At 68.0% G+C, this 21,365-nt stretch carries 19 protein-coding genes; 11 read left to right on the top strand and 8 right to left on the bottom strand.

Going from position 1 to position 21,365, the window contains the following annotated elements; translation table 11 throughout:
* Positions 1-23 precede the first annotated feature (23 nt).
* On the bottom strand, positions 24-785 hold the full coding sequence (locus TSO5_RS22500; RefSeq protein ID WP_109153721.1) for a peptidase: 762 nt from the start codon (positions 783-785) through the stop codon (positions 24-26).
* A 492-nt stretch (positions 786-1,277) separates the two neighbouring features.
* Here TSO5_RS22500 and phaP point away from each other — a divergent pair, with 492 nt between their 5' ends.
* The 5 genes from phaP (at position 1,278) to TSO5_RS22475 (ending at position 6,624) form a co-directional block, all read left to right on the top strand.
* Positions 1,278-1,790 carry a TIGR01841 family phasin gene (gene phaP, locus TSO5_RS22495; protein ID WP_109153720.1) on the top strand — a complete coding sequence of 171 codons (513 nt, stop codon included), beginning with the start codon at positions 1,278-1,280 and terminating at the stop codon, positions 1,788-1,790.
* A 318-nt stretch (positions 1,791-2,108) separates the two neighbouring features.
* Positions 2,109-2,588 (top strand): phasin family protein, encoded by a 480-nt coding sequence (locus tag TSO5_RS22490; protein WP_109153719.1) that lies wholly within the window; start codon positions 2,109-2,111, stop codon positions 2,586-2,588.
* A 375-nt stretch (positions 2,589-2,963) separates the two neighbouring features.
* Complete coding sequence (gene clpS, locus TSO5_RS22485) at positions 2,964-3,290, top strand: ATP-dependent Clp protease adapter ClpS (RefSeq protein WP_063633957.1); 327 nt, start codon at positions 2,964-2,966, stop codon at positions 3,288-3,290.
* An 8-nt stretch (positions 3,291-3,298) separates the two neighbouring features.
* On the top strand, positions 3,299-5,614 hold the full coding sequence (gene clpA / locus TSO5_RS22480) for an ATP-dependent Clp protease ATP-binding subunit ClpA (RefSeq protein WP_109075459.1): 2,316 nt from the start codon (positions 3,299-3,301) through the stop codon (positions 5,612-5,614).
* A gap of 221 nt (positions 5,615-5,835) precedes the next feature.
* On the top strand, positions 5,836-6,624 hold the full coding sequence (locus TSO5_RS22475) for an NAD kinase (RefSeq protein ID WP_109153729.1): 789 nt from the start codon (positions 5,836-5,838) through the stop codon (positions 6,622-6,624).
* Between the two features lie 13 nt (positions 6,625-6,637).
* On the opposite strand, the gene TSO5_RS22470 is transcribed toward TSO5_RS22475, so the two are convergent.
* From TSO5_RS22470 to TSO5_RS22460, 3 genes are all read right to left on the bottom strand, one after another.
* Complete coding sequence (locus tag TSO5_RS22470) at positions 6,638-7,825, bottom strand: fused response regulator/phosphatase (protein WP_109153718.1); 1,188 nt, start codon at positions 7,823-7,825, stop codon at positions 6,638-6,640.
* Between the two features lie 10 nt (positions 7,826-7,835).
* Positions 7,836-8,675 (bottom strand): ATP-binding protein, encoded by an 840-nt coding sequence (locus TSO5_RS22465; RefSeq protein ID WP_247870899.1) that lies wholly within the window; start codon positions 8,673-8,675, stop codon positions 7,836-7,838.
* Positions 8,676-8,753: 78 nt separating this feature from the next.
* Positions 8,754-9,059 (bottom strand): STAS domain-containing protein, encoded by a 306-nt coding sequence (locus TSO5_RS22460; protein WP_109153716.1) that lies wholly within the window; start codon positions 9,057-9,059, stop codon positions 8,754-8,756.
* A gap of 355 nt (positions 9,060-9,414) precedes the next feature.
* On the opposite strand from TSO5_RS22460, the gene TSO5_RS22455 reads away from it, so the two are divergent.
* Genes TSO5_RS22455 through TSO5_RS22445 form a run of 3 tightly spaced genes read left to right on the top strand, consistent with a single transcriptional unit; the run spans position 9,415 to position 15,918 of the window.
* On the top strand, positions 9,415-11,817 hold the full coding sequence (locus TSO5_RS22455) for an ATP-binding protein (protein ID WP_109153715.1): 2,403 nt from the start codon (positions 9,415-9,417) through the stop codon (positions 11,815-11,817).
* Entirely contained in the window at positions 11,814-14,513 is a 2,700-nt protein-coding gene (locus TSO5_RS22450; RefSeq protein WP_109153714.1) for an ATP-binding protein, read from the top strand. Before TSO5_RS22455 ends, TSO5_RS22450 begins: the two co-directional genes overlap by 4 nt.
* Before the next feature lie 10 nt (positions 14,514-14,523).
* On the top strand, positions 14,524-15,918 hold the full coding sequence (locus tag TSO5_RS22445) for a DUF1329 domain-containing protein (RefSeq protein ID WP_109153713.1): 1,395 nt from the start codon (positions 14,524-14,526) through the stop codon (positions 15,916-15,918).
* Positions 15,919-15,933: 15 nt separating this feature from the next.
* Here the strand turns inward: TSO5_RS22445 and TSO5_RS22440 are convergent, their stop codons facing one another.
* Together TSO5_RS22440 and TSO5_RS33010 are read right to left on the bottom strand one after the other, a co-directional pair.
* On the bottom strand, positions 15,934-16,566 hold the full coding sequence (locus TSO5_RS22440) for a general stress protein (RefSeq protein WP_109153712.1): 633 nt from the start codon (positions 16,564-16,566) through the stop codon (positions 15,934-15,936).
* Positions 16,567-16,638: 72 nt separating this feature from the next.
* The gene (locus tag TSO5_RS33010; RefSeq protein WP_199230982.1) at positions 16,639-16,785 is read right to left on the bottom strand and encodes a hypothetical protein; all 147 of its coding nucleotides are present in this window, start codon (positions 16,783-16,785) and stop codon (positions 16,639-16,641) included.
* 110 nt (positions 16,786-16,895) lie between these two features.
* On the opposite strand from TSO5_RS33010, the gene TSO5_RS22435 reads away from it, so the two are divergent.
* The 3 genes from TSO5_RS22435 (at position 16,896) to TSO5_RS22425 (ending at position 19,540) form a co-directional block, all read left to right on the top strand.
* A complete protein-coding gene (locus TSO5_RS22435) occupies positions 16,896-17,459 on the top strand; it encodes an ankyrin repeat domain-containing protein (RefSeq protein WP_109153711.1) in 564 nt (187 codons plus the stop codon).
* A gap of 28 nt (positions 17,460-17,487) precedes the next feature.
* The gene (locus TSO5_RS22430) at positions 17,488-18,471 is read left to right on the top strand and encodes a CobD/CbiB family cobalamin biosynthesis protein (protein ID WP_109153710.1); all 984 of its coding nucleotides are present in this window, start codon (positions 17,488-17,490) and stop codon (positions 18,469-18,471) included.
* Positions 18,472-18,577: 106 nt separating this feature from the next.
* Positions 18,578-19,540 carry a DMT family transporter gene (locus TSO5_RS22425; protein WP_247870897.1) on the top strand — a complete coding sequence of 321 codons (963 nt, stop codon included), beginning with the start codon at positions 18,578-18,580 and terminating at the stop codon, positions 19,538-19,540.
* Positions 19,541-19,543: 3 nt separating this feature from the next.
* Here TSO5_RS22425 and TSO5_RS22420 read toward each other — a convergent pair whose 3' ends face one another.
* Positions 19,544-20,263 carry a hypothetical protein gene (locus tag TSO5_RS22420; RefSeq protein ID WP_109153709.1) on the bottom strand — a complete coding sequence of 240 codons (720 nt, stop codon included), beginning with the start codon at positions 20,261-20,263 and terminating at the stop codon, positions 19,544-19,546.
* Positions 20,264-20,333: 70 nt separating this feature from the next.
* On the bottom strand, positions 20,334-21,266 hold the full coding sequence (locus tag TSO5_RS22415; protein ID WP_109153708.1) for an exopolyphosphatase: 933 nt from the start codon (positions 21,264-21,266) through the stop codon (positions 20,334-20,336).
* Between the last annotated feature and the right edge of the window lie 99 nt (positions 21,267-21,365).

The raw sequence follows: 21,365 nt of genomic DNA, 5'->3' as shown, positions 1-21,365 counted from the left end.
TCGCTAGCCAGGCCGCCGCCCTTTCAGACCGCCTCTTCGGCCGGTTGGCGCGGACGCATCTCTTCCGGGACCAGCGTCTCGACCCAGGGGCCGTCCGGCATGCGGCGGGCCAGTTCCGTCAGGTTGCGGTTCCACCACTGGCGCTGTTCGCTGAGATCATCATAGTCATAGTTCGACTGGCGCCAGCTGCGCGACTCCGCATGGTAGGACACCATGTCGATGGGGAAGCCGACGTCGTTGGTGGAGAAGCGGGTGCTGTCGAAGGACAGATAGGCCAGCTTCAGCGCCGTCTGCATGTCGGTGCCGTAGGTCAGCGCGCGATCCAGGATCGGCTTGCCGTAGGCGGTGGCGCCGATCGACAGGTAGGGCGTGCGTTCGTCCACCTCGATCCAGTTGCCCTCCGGATAGACCAGGAACATGGAGGGTTCGCGGTCCTCGGCAAGCTGGCCGCCGATGATGGCGTGCAGGTTGAAGTGGAGCTTGGACGCCTCCAGCGACTCCCGATCCTCCGCGGCGACCTGCCGCAGGCAGGTGGTGAAGGCCGACACCGCGTCCAGCATGGTGGCATAGGCCTCGCCCCGGCGCTTCTGCATGTCGCGGCGCAGATAGGCCAGCGTCTTGTCGCGAACGCTGCGCAGGCCGGAGTTCATGATGAAGAAGCGGTCGCCGCCGCTGCCCATCATCGTCACCTTGCGGGCCGACGACAGTTGCGATCCGCTGGTGATCCGGCCGTCCGACAGACCGATCAGGCCGTCGCGGGTCTTGATGCCAAGGCAATAGGTCATGGTCGAAATGGTCCCGAAGATGCGGCCTGACGAAGGGATGGTCCGACGCGCCGCGTCCAAGCGCCGCACCTGACCAATGGCCGAGGCGAATCCCCTCCACGGCCACGCTACACTTGTCCCAGCGCCGGTAAAGTCTTCGTTAAGGACAGGCTCCGTCGAAGACTTGCCGCCGCTTCCGCGACCGCCGCCTCCGTCCACAACGAAGGCGGCTTTGGCGTCACAGGAATTTCACGCTTTCGGGGTAAGATCGGCACAACGGAGTACGCCGCATACCCGCCGAACGGACTGTTGACACCGCGCAGTGCTTAGCCCATAAAACCCTTATATTGCAGTGCAGCATTTTCGGGGCTGGCCCGGGGTCGCCTGGAAAACCGTGACAACGGCTGCACAACGTAAAAACGCAACGCACACCGCTGCCGGCCGGCTCCGCGCCACGCTTTGCGGCGGGCCCACTCTCCATACGCCGGCATCTGCCAGGAAGGAACGCGCGTCATGAACCAGTTTACGCCGAAGTCGCTCGAGAACGTCGCCGCCCAGGCCAAGGAGCAGTACGAAGGTCTGGTGAAGGCCGGTCAGGAGCAGACGGTCAAGCAGTTCGAGCAGACCGCGACCGCCGCCAAGGAGCAGTTCGAGAAGACTGCCGCCCAGCTGCTGAAGAGCTATGAGGACCTGCAGGCCACCGGTAAGGCCAATGTCGAGGCGCTGATCGCCAGCAGCACCATCGCCGCCAAGGGCGCCGAGGATCTGGGCCGCGAGGTCGTCGCCTATGGCCAGTCGGCGCTGGACAAGTCCATCACCACCGGCAAGGCCCTGCTGACCGCCAAGTCCCTGCAGGAAATGGTTGAGCTGCAGAACGATTTCCTGAAGTCGAGCTTCGACGCGATGCTGGCCGAGACCAGCCGCCTGCAGGAGCTGACCACCAAGGTCACCAACGAGGCGCTGGCCCCGCTGAACGCCCGCGTCACCGCGACGGTGGAGACCTTCTCCAAGCCGCTCGCCGCCTGATCGGCCCGATTGGACGAGACCTGACGGCCGGGGTTCAGCCCCGGCCCCCGGCCCCGCAGACGGCCCGGCAACCCCCATACGGTTGCCGGGCCGTTTTGCGTTCCGGGCTCCGTCCAATGCACGCCGGCGACTTTTGTGCAGTGCACAATACCCATTGACTCCGCGCCTGGGTTTCCCTACATTCTGCTCATGTTGCAGTGCAACATATCTCGGGCGCCCGGTCCTTCGGGGTCCGAGGGCCTCAACCCACTCCGCGCCCGGTCGCCGCATCGTCGGGGCCGCGCGGTTGACCCCTGAGAGAGCGCGAGGAGCATAGCCATGTCCGACCAGATCGCCGCCGTCACCAAGTCCGTCGAAGACGCCATCGCCACCGCCAAGCAGAACCTGGAAGGCCTCGTGAAGGCCCAGCAGGAGCAGATGGAAAAGGCCTCCGCCCAGGTGATGAAGGGCTATGAGGAGCTGACCGCCCTCACCAAGGGGAATGTCGACGCGTTCGTGCAGTCCGGCACCGTCGTCGCCAAGGGCGCAGAAGAGGCCGGCAAGCAGGTCGCCGCCTTCACCCAGTCCTCGCTGGAGAAGGGTGTGTCGAACGCCAAGTCCATGCTGGCGGTGAAGACGATCCAGGAACTGGTCGAACTGCAGAAGGCCTACACCAAGGCCAGCCTCGACGCCTTCGTGTCCGAGAGCACCAAGCTGCAGGAGCTGACCGTCAAGGTCGCCAACGAGGCGCTGGCTCCGCTGAGCGCCCGCGTCAACGCCACGGTCGAGGTCCTGTCGAAGAAGCAGGTCGCCGCCTGACTGGCGCCCACGGGCCGGGATTTGATCCTCCCGGCTTGACCGGCGGGCATCCCATGCCCACCTGACCGACCGCATCGCAGCGGCCCGGCATCCCGCACAGGGGTGCCGGGCCGTTTTTGCGTCCGGAAGGCCCCCTGCCCTGGTCCACCTGCCCTGGCCCCATGTTCTGGCGATACCGCACAAAGACTTAGGGTTTCCCGCCGATTGCGGCCCAACCGGAAGGGGTGTCTCCTATTTCGGGGTATCGGACGGCCGACCGGACCAAAGGAGGGTCTGCCAAATGGAGGGAGACCGAAAACGGCCCCTTCCCACCGCGCCCGAAATGACCATATCATTCACAGTGACAGTGCATCGCGATGACATTCGACTGGGACCATGGCCGACTCTGACAAGCAGGGCAACGACGGCACGAACAGCGGCGTGGTCGTAAAGGCCAAGCCAAAGACCAAAAAGCCGTCGATGTATAAGGTCTTGATGTTGAACGACGATTATACTCCGATGGAGTTCGTCGTTCTCGTTCTCGAACGCTTCTTCAGCAAATCGCGGGAGGAAGCGACCCAGATCATGCTGCATGTGCACCGGCGGGGTGTGGGGTTGTGCGGCGTGTTCACCTACGAGGTGGCGGAGACGAAAGTCACGCAGGTGATGGACTTTGCGCGCCAGCACCAGCATCCGCTGCAATGCACGTTAGAAAAGGATTAGACCCACACATGCTGTCGCGTAACCTGGAACAGACGCTGCACCGAGCCCTGGCCCACGCGAACGAGCGCAGGCATGAATACGCGACGCTCGAACATCTTTTGCTCGCGTTGACCGAAGACTCCGATGCTACCGCCGTCTTGCGCGCTTGCGGGATCGACCTCGACCGTCTGCGCGCGGAACTGTCGGATTACCTCGACAACGAACTGGCGAACCTTATCACGAACAGGCCTGATGATGCCAAGCCGACGGCTGGTTTCCAACGGGTTCTGCAGCGTGCGGCCATCCACGTCCAGTCGTCGGGACGTGAGGAGGTGACGGGAGCAAATGTGCTCGTTGCCTTGTTCTCTGAACGCGAGAGCCACGCGGTCTATTTCCTGCAGGAGCAGGAGATGACCCGGTTCGATGCGGTCAACTACATCTCTCACGGAATCGCGAAGGCTCCGGGCCGCTCGGAAACAAAGCGTGTCTCGGGCGCTGACGACGAGGCGGCGGCGGAGAAGGTCGTGAAAAAAGGCAGCGAAGCGCTAGAGGCGTATTGTGTCAACCTGAACAAGAAGGCGTCCGGCGGGAAGATCGATCCGCTGATCGGCCGGGAGCAGGAGGTCGAACGGACCATCCAGATCCTGTGCCGGCGGTCGAAGAACAACCCGCTCTACGTCGGCGACCCCGGTGTGGGCAAGACCGCCATCGCCGAGGGCCTTGCCCGCCGCATCGTCCAGCAGGAAGTGCCGGAGGTGCTGCGCAACGCCACCATCTTCGCGCTCGACATGGGCTCGCTGCTGGCCGGCACCCGCTATCGCGGCGATTTCGAGGAGCGGCTGAAGGCCGTCGTGTCGGAGCTTGAGGCGACGGAGGGGGCAATCCTCTTCATCGACGAGATCCACACGGTGATCGGCGCCGGCGCCACCTCGGGCGGTGCAATGGATGCCTCGAACCTGCTGAAGCCGGCGCTGGCGTCGGGTTCGCTGCGCTGCATCGGCTCGACCACCTACAAGGAATACCGCAGCTACTTCGAGAAGGACCGGGCGCTGGTCCGCCGCTTCCAGAAGATCGACGTCAACGAGCCGTCGGTCGAGGATGCGATCAAGATCCTGCAAGGCCTGAAGCCCTACTACGAGAAGCACCACAAGGTCACCTACACCAACGACGCAATCCGCGTCGCGGTGGAGCTGTCGGCCAAGTATATCGGCGACCGCAAGCTGCCCGACAAAGCCATCGACATCATCGACGAGGTCGGTGCGGCGCAGATGCTGCTGCCGGAGAACAAGCGTCGCAAGAAGATCGGCGTGAAGGACGTGGAGGCGGTGGTCGCCAAGATCGCCCGCATCCCGCCGAAGTCGGTCAGCCGCGACGACAAGGAAACGCTGCTGAACCTTGAGCGCGACCTGAAGACCATGGTCTTCGGCCAGAACAAGGCGATCGACGCGCTGGTCTCCGCGATCAAGCTGGCCCGTGCCGGCCTGCGCGAGCCGGAGAAGCCCATCGGCAACTACCTGTTCACCGGCCCCACCGGTGTCGGCAAGACCGAGGTGGCCCGCCAGCTCGCCATGACCTTGGGCATCGAGCTGACCCGCTTCGACATGTCCGAATATATGGAGCGGCACACGGTGTCGCGCCTGATCGGCGCCCCGCCGGGCTATGTCGGCTTCGACCAGGGCGGCATGCTGACCGACGCCATCGACCAGCACCCGCACTGCGTCCTGCTGCTGGACGAGATCGAGAAGGCCCATCCGGATCTGTTCAACATCCTGTTGCAGATCATGGACCACGGCAAGCTGACCGATCACAACGGCAAGATCGTCGATTTCCGCAACGTCATCCTGATCATGACCTCGAACGCCGGGGCCGCCGACATGGCCAAGCCCGCCATCGGCTTCGAGCGTGACCGCCGGGTCGGCGAGGATATCGAAGCGGTCGAGAAGATGTTCACGCCGGAGTTCCGCAACCGTCTCGACGCGATCATCCCGTTCGCGCCGCTGACGCAGGAGGTCATCAACCGCGTCGTCGACAAGTTCATCATGCAGATGGAAGCGCAGTTGGAAGACCGCGGCGTGTCCATCGAACTGAACGAAGAGGCGCGCGAGTGGCTGGGCAAGAAGGGTTACGACCCGCTCTATGGCGCCCGCCCGCTTGGCCGCGTGATCCAGGAGTACATCAAGAAGCCGTTGGCGGAAGAGCTGCTGTTCGGCAAGCTCAGCAAGGGCGGTCTGGTCAAGGTCACCGTCAAGGACGACAAGCCGGCCTTCGACTATGCCGAAGGCAACCGGCCGAAGCGCACCTCCGGCGACGATGACGAGGAGATGGTGTCGGAGATGGTCGAGTAACCTCGGCCGATCCGTTCCATATCGTAAAAAAGGAGGCCGTCCGCGGCCTCCTTTTTCGTTGTGCGACAGGTGGATGCGCTCTTTTGCATCGCCTCGTCACCGCGCGATACTTTTGCGCGACTGCCGGACTGCGCTATGGTCGCGGCATGACCGATCCCGTCGCCATGCAGTCCGCCGCTGCGCCCGCCCTTCCCCATTCCGCCGACGCGCAGGCTCCCCTGATGCCCGCGCCCGACGCGCTGCGCATCGCCTTCGCCTGCGCCGACACGGAGGAGGCGCGGGCTGCCCGCACCCGGCTGGTCCACCGCTACGGCAACGCCACCGCGGACGAGGCCGACGTGATCGTCGCGCTGGGAGGCGACGGCTTTCTGCTGGAAACGCTGCACCGGGCGCTGACCCGCAACCGCCAACGGCCGACGCCGGTCTACGGCATGAACCGCGGGTCGGTCGGCTTCCTGCTGAATGTCTACCGCGAGGAGGATCTGGCCGAGCGCATCGTCGCGTCCCAGCATGTCAACCTGCACCCGTTGCGTATGGTGGCCACACGGGTGAACGGCGAACGGGTGGAGGCGCTGGGCATCAACGAGGTGTCGCTTCTGCGCGAGACGCGGCAGGCGGCGAAGCTGCGCATCACCATCGACGGGGTGGTCCGGCTGCCGGAGCTGATCTGCGACGGCGCGCTGGTGGCGACGCCGGCCGGCAGCACCGCCTACAACCTGTCGGCCCATGGCCCGATCGTGCCGCTGAACGCCGGCGTGCTGGCCCTGACCCCGATCAGTGCCTTCCGCCCGCGGCGCTGGCGCGGCGCCCTGCTTCCCCATGCCGCCCGCATCTGCTTCGACGTGCTGGAGGAGACCAAGCGCCCGGTCAGCGCCGTCGCCGACTTCACCGAAGTGCGCGAGGTCCTGCGGGTCGAGGTACAGGAATGCCGCGACGTCGGTCTGACCCTGCTGTTCGACCCTGAGCTGAACTTCGAGGAACGCATCCTGAAGGAGCAGTTCGCGCCGTAAAGCTCACGCCCTCTCACGCCCGTCTGGCGACCCAGACGGCGGTCAAATCGTCGCGCAGCGGCAGGCTGGTGCGGGCATAGAAGCTGTCCATCATCGGGCGCAGCGGACGCTGGCGGTCGCGAGCCAGCCCGTCGCGGACGAAGTCGGGCACCGCGTCCTGCCCCAGCGGGCCGCACTCCTCACCACCGCATTCGATCAGGGCGTCGCTGTACAGGAACAGGAAGCCGCCGCGCGGCAGGCGATGGCTCTGGTCGACATACTGCGCCCGGCGCGAGGCGCCCAGCACCAGCCCCGCCGAGTCGAGCAGGCGGATGTCCGGTGCGTTCCCCCTGGTGGCGGACGGGGTTCCCAGAACCGGGTTGGGCGAACCCGCCGCGGCAAAGGTCAGCGTGTCGATGGCAAGGTCGAGGATGCCGAAGAAGGCGGTGGCGAACTGACCCGTCGGCAGCACGTCCTTCAGGGCGGCGTTCAGCTGCACCAGCCATTGCGACGGCGCCATGTGCTGCATCGGGAAACGGTCGATCAGCGTGTGCAGGCGGAAGGTGTTGATCGCCGCGGTGATGCCGTGCCCGGCGAAATCGACCATCAGCAGCCCCAGTCGCCGGTCGCCCAGCGGGTAGAGGCCCCAGAAATCGCCGCCCAGTTCCGACGACGTCTCGAAATGCGCATCCAGCGTCAGGCCATAGCGGTCGGCCACCTCGGCCAGCCGGCGGTTCTCCGGCAGAAGCGAGGTCTGCATGGCGCGGGCATGCGACAGCTCGCGCTGGACCCGCTCGCGGAAGGCGGCAAGGTCGCCGAACAGCTTGCGCTTCTCCAACTGGTGGCGGACGCGGGCCACGCATTCGCCCGGCTTGATCGGCTTGGAGATGAAGTCGCTGCCGCCGGCCTCGAAACAGCGTACCTGCTCCTCGTCGCTGTCCAGCGCCGTCTGGAACAGCACCGGAAGCTCCAGGTGGGTGGCGTTGCGGCGCAGCGCCTCGCACATCTGCCAGCCGTTCATCACCGGCATGTCGACATCGAGCAGGACGAGGTCGGGGCGGAAGCGGTCGACGGCCGCTAGCCCTTCCCGGCCGTTCTCGGCGAAGGCGATGTCGGTGATGCCGGCGCGGCGGATCACCAGGGCAAGGGATTTGCGGTTGAATTCGTTGTCGTCGACGATCAGGACGCGGCAGTCCGACAACGACAGGGCGGGCCCGGCCATGGACGCTCCGTCAGCGCTCGAACTGCAGGACGGTGCAGCGCCCGCCATCGGTCACCGTCACCCGTGAGGCCAGCGTGCGCATGAAGACGAAGCCGCGGCCCGAACGCGCCTTGTTGCCGCTGATGGCCGGAGCCAGTTCGGTGTCGAAGCCGCCGCCCTGGTCCACCACCGCGATGGCGATGCTGCGCTCGTTCCAGCGGCAGAAGATGTCCAGCCGCCGCCGCACCACGGCGGGATCGCCCAGCCGGTCGCGCATCATCTCGCTGAAGCGGCGGTAGCCGCCGGGCTCTCCCTTCACTGCACTGGAAAGGCCGAGGTTGCCGTGGACGATGGCGTTGGCGACCGCCTCGTGCAGGCAGAGTTCCACGTTGGAGCGGCGTTGCGGATCGAGCGCGCCGCGCCGCACCAGCTCGTCGCAGACCAGCACCGGGCATTGCAGGCCATAGGCGGTACCGGTGGTCAGCGACAGATAGAATCCGGGCAGGTCCGGATGGTCCGCCGCCGGCGCGCCCGACCAGTCGTCCAGCAGGGCCGCCGCCTCGTCGGCACCCTCACCCAGCTCTACCGTCAGGAATGGGCCGCGGTCGAAGGCGGCGCGCAGCCGGTCGCGGTCCGCCCGGTCCATCAGCAGCGTTTCCACCACATGTTCGCTCGGCCGCTCGCCTGAGCGCTCCCCCGGCCGCGCGTCCGGGGACGCAGGACCGTCGCCCGGCTGCTGGTCCGTTCCGCAGAAGCGCGCAAGGACGCGGGCGGCCATGTCGGCAGGCACCCGGTCGCGCAGCAGGCTGAAGCCACGCAAAGCCGCTTCGGCCGGAGGCTCGGCCCTGCGGTCGTGATGAGCGGCGTCCATGCGGCAAACTCCCATCGGACGGAAACCGGCAGGCGGGCGGGATTGGATCGCTCCGTCCCGCGGTTCGAATTCGGCCGCTCAGGGCTCGATGGTGATGATCTCGCTCAGCCGCGCGAGTTCAATCGACCGCCTGACGTCTCCCGCCGGGCCGCGAATGACCATCTTCATTTCGCGGCTCTCGGCCTCTTCCTGGAGGATCAGCAACATGCCAAGACCGGCGGAGTCGACGAACTCCAGCACAGACAGGTCGAGGACGAAGCGCCGTGTGCTGGTCTGCCCCAACAGCTCCACCAGTTCGTGCAGCTTGTCATGGTCGGTGAACTCCAGGCGGCCGGTCAGCCTGACTTCGGTCGCATCGCCTGTATTGGTCGTCTTGAAATCCATAAATCCCCTCAACCGGTCCGCAGCCTTGGCCGCATCCATACGAATGCGCGCGAAACCCAGGCACATTGCTTATGCACAGTAGTGCATTCCGTCGCCTTGTCTCAAGTGTCGATACTGCGGTTGCGCAGTATTTCCCGGAACTGCGACATTGCTTCGATGGCCGGCCTCGGGATTCACCCCCATGGACGGGTTGTACGCAACGGAGTAGAACATATCCGGGAAGGCACGCGCGCCGCGTGCCGAACCGGCATCGCCGGCTCGAAGATACACCAGTCGCGGACGTCCACCGCCGGGCCCCGCCCAGTCCGCACGCCCGTCCAACCGCCCTTACCAAGAACCTCCGGAACGGCAACGCATGACCAGGATCGCTGAGGCGTGGCGTCGTGTCCCGACGGTATCGGCCAAGTTCCTTCTGATCCTCGTGCCGAGTCTGGTGGTGGCCGTCTCGCTGTGCTCTGCCCTGTTCTATTACGACCGCTACAAGGATCTTCAGGCCGGGCTGCGGGAGAAGGTGGCGGCCATCGCCGACATCAACGCGGCGGCGCTGACCAACAGCCTGTGGACCTTCGACGTCCCGGCGATCCGCAACGTCATTCAGGCCATCGGCGCCAACCGCGAACTGGTCTGCGTCGAGGTCAGCGACGATCTGGCGGAGGGGCAATTCGTCTGGCCGGAATCGGACTGCCGGGCCGGCGGCGATACCCTTGTCGAGCGCCGGACGATCCGGGTGCAGAACCTCCAGGTCGGCACCCTCACGCTGCATTACAGCCAGGACGTCGTGCGCGAACAGCTGCGGCAGGAGGTGATGAACACCGCCGCACTGCTTCTGCTGATGCTGGCCGGCACCATCGCGGCGGCGCTGGCGGCGTTGCGGCTGACGGTCGGTCGGCCGCTGGGGCGGCTGATCGCCTCCATCCTGGAAGCGGAGCGCGGCGGCCACGAGCCGGTGGACTGGGGTGCCGCCGACGAGCTGGGCCGGGTGATCCAGGCCTACAACGCGATGCTCGCCCGGCTGGGACAGGAGGAGGCGGCCCTGCGCAAGAGCGAGCAGCGGCTGGCGCTGGCGATCACCGCGACCCGCTCCTCCGTCTGGGACTATGACCTGCACACCGGGCATTATTGGTGGTCGAAGGAGTTTCCCGCCCTGCTCGGCTATGGCTCCAGCGAATTGCCGATGACGGCGGATACCTGGTCTTCGCTGCTGCACCCGGACGAGGCGGAACGGGTGATGGCCGAATCGCGGCGGCGCCTGCGCGATCACGCCATGGCCTACACCGCCGTCTACCGCATGCGGCGGCGCGACGGGCAATGGGCCTGGATCGAGGATCGCGCCACCGCCCAGCGCGACGCGAACGGCCGCGCGCTGCGCCTGACCGGAACCATGTCCGACGTCACCGAACGGGTGCGGGCGGAGCTGGATCTGGCGCATGAACGCAATGTGCTGCAGGTGACGCTGGACAACACCGACCAGGGGATCATCAAGGTCGACGGCGACGGGCGGGTGGTGACGGCCAACCGCCGCGCCGCGGAACTGCTGAACATCGCGCCGGAGGTGCTGTCGGGCAACCCGCGCTTCGCCGACATCGTGGCGATCCAGCGCCGCCAGGGCGAATTCGGCGAGATGGGCGACGACCCCGACCTGTATCTGAGTTTCGGAACCGGCCTGGGGGGCGCCGGCATGGGGCACGCGGGTATGGCGGCCACCGGAGCGGGGTCCGACGACGAGTTCGGGATCCCGCTGGGCGAGCCGGCGGGGATGATCGACCAGCCCTTCACCTTCAAGCGCCGCCGCCCCGACGGCCGCATCGTCGAGGTGCGCACCAACCCGCTGCCGGAGGGGGGCTTCGTCCGCACCCTGACCGACGTGACGGTGGAGGCGCGCTCGGCCGAGGAGATCTTCAATGCGATGCAGGAGCTGGAACGCGCCTATGCCGACCTGAAGGAGACCCAGGCCAGTCTGGTCCAGGCGGAGAAGATGGCCTCGCTCGCCCTGCTGGTCGCCGGCGTCGCGCACGAGATCAACACACCCATCGGCATCGCCTTCGGCTGCGCCACCCACCTGTCGGGGCGGACCGCGACGCTGGCCGAGGCGTTCGAAGGCGGAACGATGAAAAAGTCCGAACTCGCCGCCTATGTCGCCACCGCCGGCGAATCCTCCCGCCTGATCGAACAGAACCTGACCCGCGCGGCCGAGCTGATCCAGAGCTTCAAGCGCGTCGCCGTCGACCAGACCAGCGAGGAGCGGCGCCGCTTCGACCTGCTGGCCTATCTGGAGGAGGTGGTGACCTCGCTCGGCCCCACCCTGCGCAAGAGCCGCCACCGGGTCGCCATCGCCTGTTCGCCGGGCATCGTGATGGACAGCTTCCCCGGCGCGCTGAGCCAGGTGGTGACCAATCTGGTGATGAACGCGCTGACCCACGCCTTTCCGGCCGACAGCAAGGGGCACATGGTCATCGACGTGGACGAGACGGCGGACGGCGAGGTGGAGATCCGCTTCGCCGACGACGGCGTCGGCATCCCCACGGAGAACCTGCCGAAGGTGTTCGAGCCTTTCTTCACCACGAGGCGCGGCGCGGGCGGCAGTGGGCTGGGGTTGCACATCGTGTTCAATCTGGTGACGCAGTCGCTGGGCGGGCGGATCTCGGTTGACAGCGTTCCCGGCGATGGAACTACCTTCACGCTGCGCATCCCGAAGACCGCAGCAACCGCTTCGTCCCCGACAACGACGCCCGTATCGCTGGAGAAGGAACCCGCATGAGCAGCGGCGCCTACGACGACGACGAGATTCTGTTCGCCGACGAAGAGGCGGACGGTGCCGCGGCCGGGCTTGGCGCGGTGGCGGCGGCCCGTGCGGCCATCATCGACCCGGCGGCACCGCCCTGGCCGATCCTGGTGGTCGACGACGAGTCCGACGTGCATTCCATGACCGGACTGCTGCTGGCCGACGTCACCTTCCAGCGGCGGCGGCTGGACCTCATCAGCAGCTTCACTGCGGCGGACGCCCGCAACGTGCTGGAACACCGGCGCGACATCGCCGTGATCCTGCTGGACGTGGTGATGGAGGAGGACGATTCCGGCCTGAAGCTGGTGCGCTGGATCCGCGACGAGCTGGGCAACCGCGACATCCGCATCATCCTGCGCACCGGCCAGCCGGGACAGGCGCCGCAGCGCGACGTGATCGTCGATTACGACATCAACGACTACAAGCCGAAGGCCGATCTGTCGGCCGAAAGCCTGTTCACCGCGGTGATCGCGGCCTTGCGCGCCTTCGACCAGATCCAGTCGATCGAAACCCGGGTGGCGGAGCGCACGCGCGAGTTGCGCGAGAGCCGCGAGCAGGCGGAGGAGGCGACCAGGGCCAAATCCGCTTTTCTCGCCACCATGAGCCACGAGATCCGCACGCCGATGAACGGGGTGCTGGGAATGCTGGGCCTGCTGGAACGGACCCGCCTGGACGAGCAGCAGCGCGACACCGTCGGCACCATGCGCGAATCGGCCAACGCCCTGCTGCGGATCATCGACGACATCCTGGACTTCTCGAAGATCGAAGCCGGGAAGATGGATCTGGAGCGGGTGGCGATGTCGGTGCCGGCCCTGGTCGAAGGGGTGGCGGAAACGCTGGCGCCCGCCGCCGGGGCCAAGGGGCTGACGCTGCTGACCTATGTGGACCCGGCGATTCCACAGGCGGTGCTGGGCGATCCGGTGCGGCTGCGCCAGATCCTGTTCAATCTGGCCGGCAACGCCATCAAGTTCACCGAAGCCGGCCGCGTCGTGCTGCGCGCCGAACTGGAGCCGCCCGGCGCACAACACAGTGCGGCCGAGCCGATGCTGCGCATCGCCGTGTCCGACACCGGCATCGGCATCGCCGAGGCCTCGTGCCAGCGCCTGTTCCAGCCCTTCACCCAGGCCGAAAGCTCCACCACCCGGCGTTTCGGCGGCACCGGGCTGGGGCTGTCGATCAGCCGGCGGCTGGCGGCGCTGATGGGCGGCGAGATCGGGGTGGAGAGCAAGCCCGGCGAAGGCTCCACCTTCTGGCTGCGCCTGCCGATGGACCGCGCCGCCGGTCCGGCGTCGGCGGAGGACGGCCAGGACGCCATCGGGCTGGACGGGCTGACGGTTCTGCTGGGCGTGCCCGACGACATGGAGCGCGGCTTCCTCGCCCGCTATCTGGAGCAGGCCGGCGCCCGCGTGCTGCCCGCCGCCTCGCCGCCCGAACTGGCGGCCCAGGCCCGTATCGCGCGCGAGGCCGGCTGCGCCGTCGGGGTCGTCGCCATCGACGAGGCGCTGCACATCCCCGCCGCCGCCTGCGCACCGGAGGAGTTGGGCCGCCGCAGCGGCGAGGCCCGGCCGCCGGTGGTCCTGCTCTGCCACGAAACCGGCGGGAAGCCTGGTCCAGATTCCCTCCCCGGCACGCGGGGGGCGGAGCCGGGCACGATGGTGCTGAGCCGGCCGCTGCGCCGGCTGGTGGTGCTGCGCGCGGTGGCCATCGCCGCGGGTCGTCTGTGCCCTTCCCAGCCGGCGGCCCAAACCCACCCCCACCGTTCCTCGACGGCACAGTCCTCGACCAAAGCCGGACGCGGCACGGCCGGTTCTGCCAATGGCCAGGGGGCGCCCAGCGTCGAGGAGGCGATGGCCCAGGGGCGGCTGATCCTGGTGGCGGAAGACAACCCGGTGAACCGCAAGGTCCTGCAGATGCAGTTGCAGGCGCTGGGCTATGCCGCGGAGATGGCGCCGGGCGGGGCGGAGGCACTGGCTGCGCTCGACGCCATGCGGCAGGGCCGGCGCCGCTACGCCATGCTGCTGACCGACGTGCAGATGCCGGAGATCGACGGGTTCGAACTGACCCGTCAGGTCCGCAGCGGCGAGGTGTCGGCCGGCGCGGGCAACCGCCTGCCCATCGTCGCCATCACCGCCAACGCCGCACCGGCCGACATCGAGAGCTACCGCGCAGCCGGCATGGACGATGTGCTGAGCAAACCGCTGGAACTGTCGCAACTGGCGGTGACGCTCGCCCGCTGGATGCCGCCGGCCCCGGCCGATGCCGCCGTGGTGACGCCCTTGCCGGCACCAACGACGCCGACCACCGCCGGCAGCGACGCTTTGGTCGATCTCGGCACTCTGCGCGCGCTGTGCGGCGGCGATGCGGCGATGCTGGCGGAGCTGCTGAACGATTTCGTCACCATCGGCCGCGGCGTGCTTGCCGACCTTATGACAGCGCTCGGCAACGGCGACCGTGACTGGGTGCGGGCCTGCGCCCACAATCTGAAGGGCTCCTCCCGCAACGCCGGCGCCAAGCCGCTCGCGGAGGCGGCCCGCCTTCTGGAACAGGCCGCCACCGAAGGCGCTCCGCTCGACCGGCTGGCGGAAGCGGCTGACCGGCTGCGCGACAGCTTCGCCGCGACCTGCGGCGCCATCGAACAGGATCTCGCCGGAACGGAGCGGCTAAGGACATGAGCGATCCGGCATGAACGATCCGACCGATTCCCGACTCGATTTCCGGCCCGGCCGGCGGGAGGCTCTCGGCCTGCTGCTGGGGGCTGCCGCCACGGCCGCCGCCCCGCCTGCCTTCGCCCAGGACGCTCCGCCCGATGTCGGCGTGCCGCGGCTGGGGGAGGAGCTGACCCCCTTCGGGGCGGTACAGGCCGGCAACCGCACGCGGGCGATCCCGCGCTGGACCGGCGGCCTGACCGAGGCGCCGCGCGGCTATGTGCCCGGCCGCCCGCCGCCCGATCCCTACATCGAGGATGTCCGCTGGTTCACCGTCGGCGCCGCCGATGTCGAGCGCTACAAGGTCCGGCTGACCGCCGGACAGCAGGCGCTGCTGGCGAAATATCCGGAAAGCTTCGAACTGGCGCTGTTCCCCTGCCACCGCAGCGCCGCCGCACCGCAGCGGATCTATGACGCCACGCTCGCCAACGCCGATCGCGCCGGTTTGGGGGAAAACGGTCTGGCGTTGCGCGATGCGTCGGTCGGCGTGCCCTTTCCCATCCCGGCCAACGGCGTGCAGGCGATGTGGAACCACAAGCTGCGCTGGCGCGGCGGCAGCGTGTCGCGCACCAGCCTGACCGTGGTCCAGTCCGGCGACGGCAGCCGTTCGATGACGAAGCTGCGGGAGGAGTTCGCCTCCCCCTATGCCGACGGCGACATGGCGGCACCGCCGCTGCTCTATCGCCGCACCATCCTGGAACCGAAGGAGCAGGCCGGCAGCAGCCTGATCCTGCAGGGGACCCTCGACCCCATCGCCGCGCGCACCCACGCCTGGGCGCGGGAGGGGGAGCGCGGCCGCGTGGTGCGGGCGCCCGACTTCGCCTATGACACGCCGGACCCGGTGACGGGCGGCATCTGCACCGCCGACATGCTGGACATGTTCAGCGGCGCGCTCGACCGCTTCGACTATACGCTGGTGACGCGACGCGAGATGTACATGCCCTACAACGCCTACCGGCTGTCCAACCCCGGCCTGACGATGCGGGACATCCTGTGGCCGGGGCACCCCAACCCGCAATTCCTGCGCTATGAGATGCACCGGGTCTGGGTGGTCGATGCCCGCCTGAAGCCGAATTTCCAGCACGCCCTGCCCGACCGCACCTATTACCTGGACGAGGACAGCTGGCAGATCCTGGCGTCGGAGCATTACGACGGCAAGGGCGACCTGCTGCGCTACGCCGAGGCGCACCCGGTGCAGCATTGGCAGGTCCCCGCCCTGGTGCCGGCGGTGGAGTTCGCCTTCGACCTGACCACCGACCGCTACACCGCCCGCGGCCTGGACAACGGCCTGCCCCCGCCGGTGTTCGGCGCGCCGCTGACGCCGCAGGATTTCACCCCCGACGCCCTGGTCCGCCGTGGCCGGCGGGGGTGACAATCCGCAGAGCGATCACTCGGATCCGGTCTGGCGAACCTCGTGGACCTCGGCCGGATGGGCGGCGTGGCGGTTCAAGACCTCCAGCGCGATGCGTTCGCGCGCGGCGTCGCCGACATTCACCCACAGCAGGATGCCGCCCTTGTCGAGCTGCTGCAGCATCGGCTCGTTGCGCTTGTCGGTGATCCATTGCGACAGGAAGGACCCCGCCGCTCCGCTGCCCACCCCGGCAGCGGCGGCGGCCGCAGCGGCAGCGAGCGCCGTTCCGCCGGTGGCCAGCACCGCGCCAGTGGCGATGATCGCCCCGACATAGGCGGGGAAGCCGACCGCGGCGCCCTTGCCGCTGCCGACATCCTCCGGCGAAATGTAGGCTTGGCGTGGCGCGTTGGGATCGTGGGCGAGGCTGCCGACATCGCCGGGCACGCCGCCCAGACGCTCGCGGATCGTCTCGTCATTGGCCAGCACGCTCAGCTCGTGGCGCTGGAATCCGGCCAGCGTCAGGTCGTCGATGGCGCTCTGCAGGGCGTCGCGGCTGTCGAAGACCGCCACGGCCTCGCGCACCGCGGCATCAGTGCCGGTGCTTCCGGTGTCGCCCGTCCAGGCACTGGAATCGATCGTGGTCGGGTTCTGGTCGCGGCTCTCGATCATGCCTCCACCCCTTCGCTTCGCAGGAAGTCCGAACAATCCGGATCCAACCGGAAAGCGGGGGCAAGGTTCCGCTCAGGGTCGCGATGATGTGACCGGCGGCAGCACCGTGCCGCGCGGTTCCGGTATGGCGCCCAGGAACCACCACAGGCCCAACCCGATCAGCACGGCCTTCACCAGAAGGAACAGCGCGATGTGGCGGGCCAGCGGATTGCGGAGCATGAGCTTCAACCTGTCGATGCAGCAGGCTTGGAGATGAATGCCGATCTGGCAAAAGCACCCGTCTTTTGGCTAGTATCCGGCACCCCTGCTGTCAAGGAAGGACACCCGCCATGAAGCGGCTCCTGCTCGCCACCCTGTTCGCCGCCGGCCTGTCCGCCGGTTCCGCCGCCCCGGCCCTCGCCCAGATCAGCCTGTTCCAGGACACCGGGCTGATGCAGGCGGTCAATGACGGCGACGTCGCCAAGACGAAGGGCGCCCTGTTGCGGGGCGAGAACCCGAATCAGGCCGACATCCACGGCAAGACCGCCCTGCTGGCCGCCGTCGACCGCTCCAGCCCGGCCATCGCCAAGCTGCTGCTGGAGAGCGGCGCCAACGTCAACCGCGCCGACAAGGCCGGCAACACGCCGCTGCTGGCCGCGGCGGAGAACGGCAATCCGGAGCTGATCGACCTGCTGCTGAAAAAGGGCGCCAAGGTCGACATGGAGAACCGCGAGGGCATGACCCCGCTGATGGTCGCCGCCCGCAGCGGCCGGGCCGACGTGGTGGACCGGCTGCTGAAGGCCGGGGCGCAGGTCGACCGCTCCGACTTCACCGGCCGGACCGCGCTGAACTGGGCGCAGGACAGCCGCAACGCCCGCGTCGGCACCCTGCTGCGCCAAGCCGGCGCACGCTGACAGCCGGACTCTACTTCGCGGAGACTTCATGTTCGGTTCGGCCTTCGGCGGTCCCGGCCCGCTGCTGCTCCTGCTGCTGGCGCTTGGGATCGACGCGCTGTTCGGCGACTGGCTGGACCGCATCCTGCCCGACCCGGCGGGGCTGGCGCGGCGATTCTGCAACGCCGCCGATGCCCGGCTGAACCGGGCGGAGCGGGGCAAGTCGGCCCAGGTGATCCGCGGGGCGCTGGTGGTGCTGGCGCTGGTGCTGATCGCGGTGGCGGCCGGGCTGCTGGTCGAGTGGATCGGCTCCATCGGCCGCGGCTGGATGGTGGAACTGCTGGCCCTGCTCTGCGGCCTGCGCGGCCGGGCCGCCTGGACCCGCATCCGCGCGGTACGCCGCGCCCTGGAAAGCGGTGGGCTTGTTCCCGGTCAGGAGGCGATCCAGTCGCTGACCCGCCGCCATGTCTATGGCCTGGACGAGCACGGCATCGCCCGCGCCGCGGTGGAGGCCGCCGCCCGCGCCTTCGACCGCAAGCTGGTGGCGCCGGTCTTCGGCTATGCCCTGCTCGGCGTGCCGGGCCTGTTCGTCTGGACCGCGCTGGACGGCGCCGACGCCGCGCTGGGCAGCCCCGGCGTCCGCCATGGCCGCTTCGGCCTGACCGCGGCGACGCTGGACGATGCGCTGAACGCCCTGCCCGCCCGGCTGGCCGGTCTGCTGCTGGCGCTGGCCGCGCCCTTCATCGGCACCGCCAAGGCCGGCGCCGCGCTCCGCGCACTGGGCCGTGACGCGCGCAAGCACCCGTCGCTGAACATGGGCTGGCCCATCGCCGCGATGGCCGGCGCGCTGGGGCTGGCGCTGGGCGGCCCGCACCGCGACGGCGGCGTGGTCATCACCGAGAACTGGATCGGCGACGGCCGAGCCCGCGCCACCCCCGCCGACATCGGGCGAGCGCTCGCTCTCTCCGCTGTCGCAGCCTTGCTGCTGGTCGGGCTGGTGGCGCTGCTGCTGTGGGGCGTGGCGGGGATCTGACGCTCCGCAGCCCTGCGCGGCAGGCACGGCAATGTCACGCCCTTGGCAGGTCACCGCATCCGCTCCGCCCATATACTAATATGGCAACCTTGGGGAAGGCGGGGCCATGGCGATGGGGGAAACGACGACGGCTGCGGGCACGCGGGCCAGCCCCGGCGATGCGGTGCAGGCGGAGCGATCCTTGCCGGAGCATTCATTGGCCGAGCGGCGGGCCGGCCGGGCCGGCATCTTCTGGATGATCCTGACCACGCTGCTGTTCGTCAGCCAGGACGCCACCACCCGCATCCTGGCCAAAAGCTATCCGGTGATGGAGGTCGCCTGGGCGCGGTTTGCGGTCCATATGTTGCTGGTCGGGATCGTCGTCGCGTGGCGCAGCCCGCATCTGATGGTGTCGCACCGCCTGCCCCTGCAACTCGTCCGCTCCTGCCTGCTGCTGGCGACAACCTTGCTCGCCGTCCTGTCTTTGCGCAGCATCCCCTTTGCAGAGGTGCAGGCGATCGCCGCCGCCGCGCCGGTCCTCATCACGGCGCTGTCGGTGCCCCTGCTGGGCGAGAAGGTCGGCTGGCGGCGCTGGGTCGGCGTGCTGGTGGGCATGGCGGGGGCGCTGATCATCGTCGGGCCGGTGGGCGGCACCTTCCAATGGGCGTTGGCCCTGCCGCTGGCTGCGGCATTCAGCAACGCGCTGTACCAGATCGCGACGCGCAAGCTGAGAGGCGCGGATTCGCCGACCACCACCATCTTCTACACCGGCATGGCCGGCACCGTGGTCTGCACCCTGGCCCTGCCCTTCAATTGGGTGACACCGGACCTGACGGCGGCAGCTCTGATGGTGCTGTTGGGGACGCTGGGCGGCATCAGCCATTTCTGCCTGATTCGGGCCTACAGCGCCGCGCCCGCGGCCACCGTGGCGCCCTTCGGCTACACGACGCTGGTGTGGGCGGCGGTCTATTCTCTGATGGTGTTCGGCGAGGATTTGCGCCTGTCGACGATCGCCGGCACGATCATCATCGTCGGCAGCGGCGTCTACATCTTCTATCGGGAACAGACACGATCACGGCAGGCGTCGTGAGGTTCAGGCCGCCTGCGGCCCGACATCCTCCACCATATAGAACGGCCCCCGCCGGTCGCGCTCGACCCGCAGGATGAAGCGGCTGATCCCGCCGGCCTTGATGGTCCACAGGTCGTCGCCGTCATCCAGCGGGCGAAGCTCCAGCTCGTCCGGCACCGGCGCCTCGCCCAGCCGTTTCAGGATGCGGTCGGCGCGGGTGCGGTCGATGGCGGGCAGGCTCTCGGCGGCGCGGGCGTCGAAACGGTCGCTCTTCACATAGCGGGTGCCGCCCCCCTGGATCGGGCTGGACGGCCGGCCCGGCTGCAGCCGGGCCCGCGCCGCCATCAGGCGCCAGCGTGCCGTGCCGCAAGCCTGCACCGCGGCGGCATGGACGGCGGCGACACGCTCGATCAGGTCCGGGAACAGCGGCATCAGCTCGCGCCGCTTGTAGGCGACGCGGCTCATCAAATCGTGGATCGAACGTTCGGCGGCCGCGGCGGCATCCGGCAACTCCACCGTCTCTGCCGCCAGCAAGGCCGGGATGGCGTCGAGCGCCGCCCCTGTCACCAGCGCGTCGATGCGGGCCAGCGCCGCCACCCCGGCCGCGTCGGTGCGGGCGATGGCGTCGGCGACGACCGGGCGGGCGCGGTCGAGCGCCTCCGCCCTCGGCACCTCATCCGACAGGGCGGACAGCCAGCCGGCGTCGAACAGGGTGCCGTCGGGGAAGGGAGGAAAGGCGCTCAATCGCTCAACGCTTTGTCTTTGGGGGCTTTGTCAGTGGGGGCTCTGCCCGTGAAGGCTCTGCCCGTGAAGGTCAGCCGTCCGCGCGCATGCGGGCGACGATGGCCTCCAATACCTCTTCGGCCCGGTCGTTGTCGACCTGACAGGTGCCGGCCGCCTGATGGCCGCCGCCGCCATACTGCAGCATCAGCGGGCCGATGTCCGTCTTCGAGCTGCGGTTCAGGATCGACTTGCCGCAGGCCAGCACGGTGTTCTGCTGCTTCAGGCCCCACAGCACATGGATCGACACGTTGGTGTCGGGGAACAGCGCGTAGATCATGAAGCGGTTGCCGGCATAGATCGTCTCCTCCTTGCGGAGGTCGAGCACAACGACGTTGCCGCGCACGGTGGCGCAGCGCTTCAGCTGATCGACGAACAGCTCGGCATGCTGGGTGTAAAGCTCCACCCGCTCCTTCACGTCGGGCAGTTCCAGGATCTGCGCGATGGAGTGGCTGCGGCAGTAGTCGATCAGGTCCATCATCAGCTGGTAGTTCGACACCCGGAACTCGCGGAAGCGGCCCAGGCCGGTGCGCGCGTCCATGATGAAGTTCAGCAGGGTCCAGCCGGTGGGGTTCAGGACGTCGTCGCGCTGGTACTGTGCCGAGTCGGCCTGATCGACCGCCAGCATCATCTCGTCGGAGATGGTGGGGAAGCGCTCCTTCCCGCCATAGTAATCATAGACGACGCGGGCGGCCGACGGGGCCTTGGGGTCGATGATGTGGTTCGGCTTCTCGCCGACGCGCATGGTCTCCGACAGGTGATGGTCGAACACCAGATGGGCGCCTTCGACATAAGGCAGGTTGGTGGTGATGTCGCGGCCGGTGATCTCGACCTTGCCGTCCTGCATGTCCTTGGGATGGACGAACTTGATCTCGTCGAGGATGCCCAGTTCCTTCAGCAGGACGGCGCAGACGAGCCCGTCGAAATCGGAACGGGTAACAAGGCGGTATTTCGCGGCGTCGGACATGCAATTTTCCCCTGGCCAAGCTTCCCCTGGCAACCGTCATGGTTGAGCGCGTGCCGGAAGGGTAGTCGTCTACCCCTTCGGCGCGCAATGCTTTACCAG

This window comes from Azospirillum sp. TSO5 (genome assembly GCF_003116065.1).
Taxonomy (GTDB): Bacteria; Pseudomonadota; Alphaproteobacteria; order Azospirillales; family Azospirillaceae; genus Azospirillum.
This window is presented reverse-complemented; position numbering and strand designations above follow the sequence as displayed.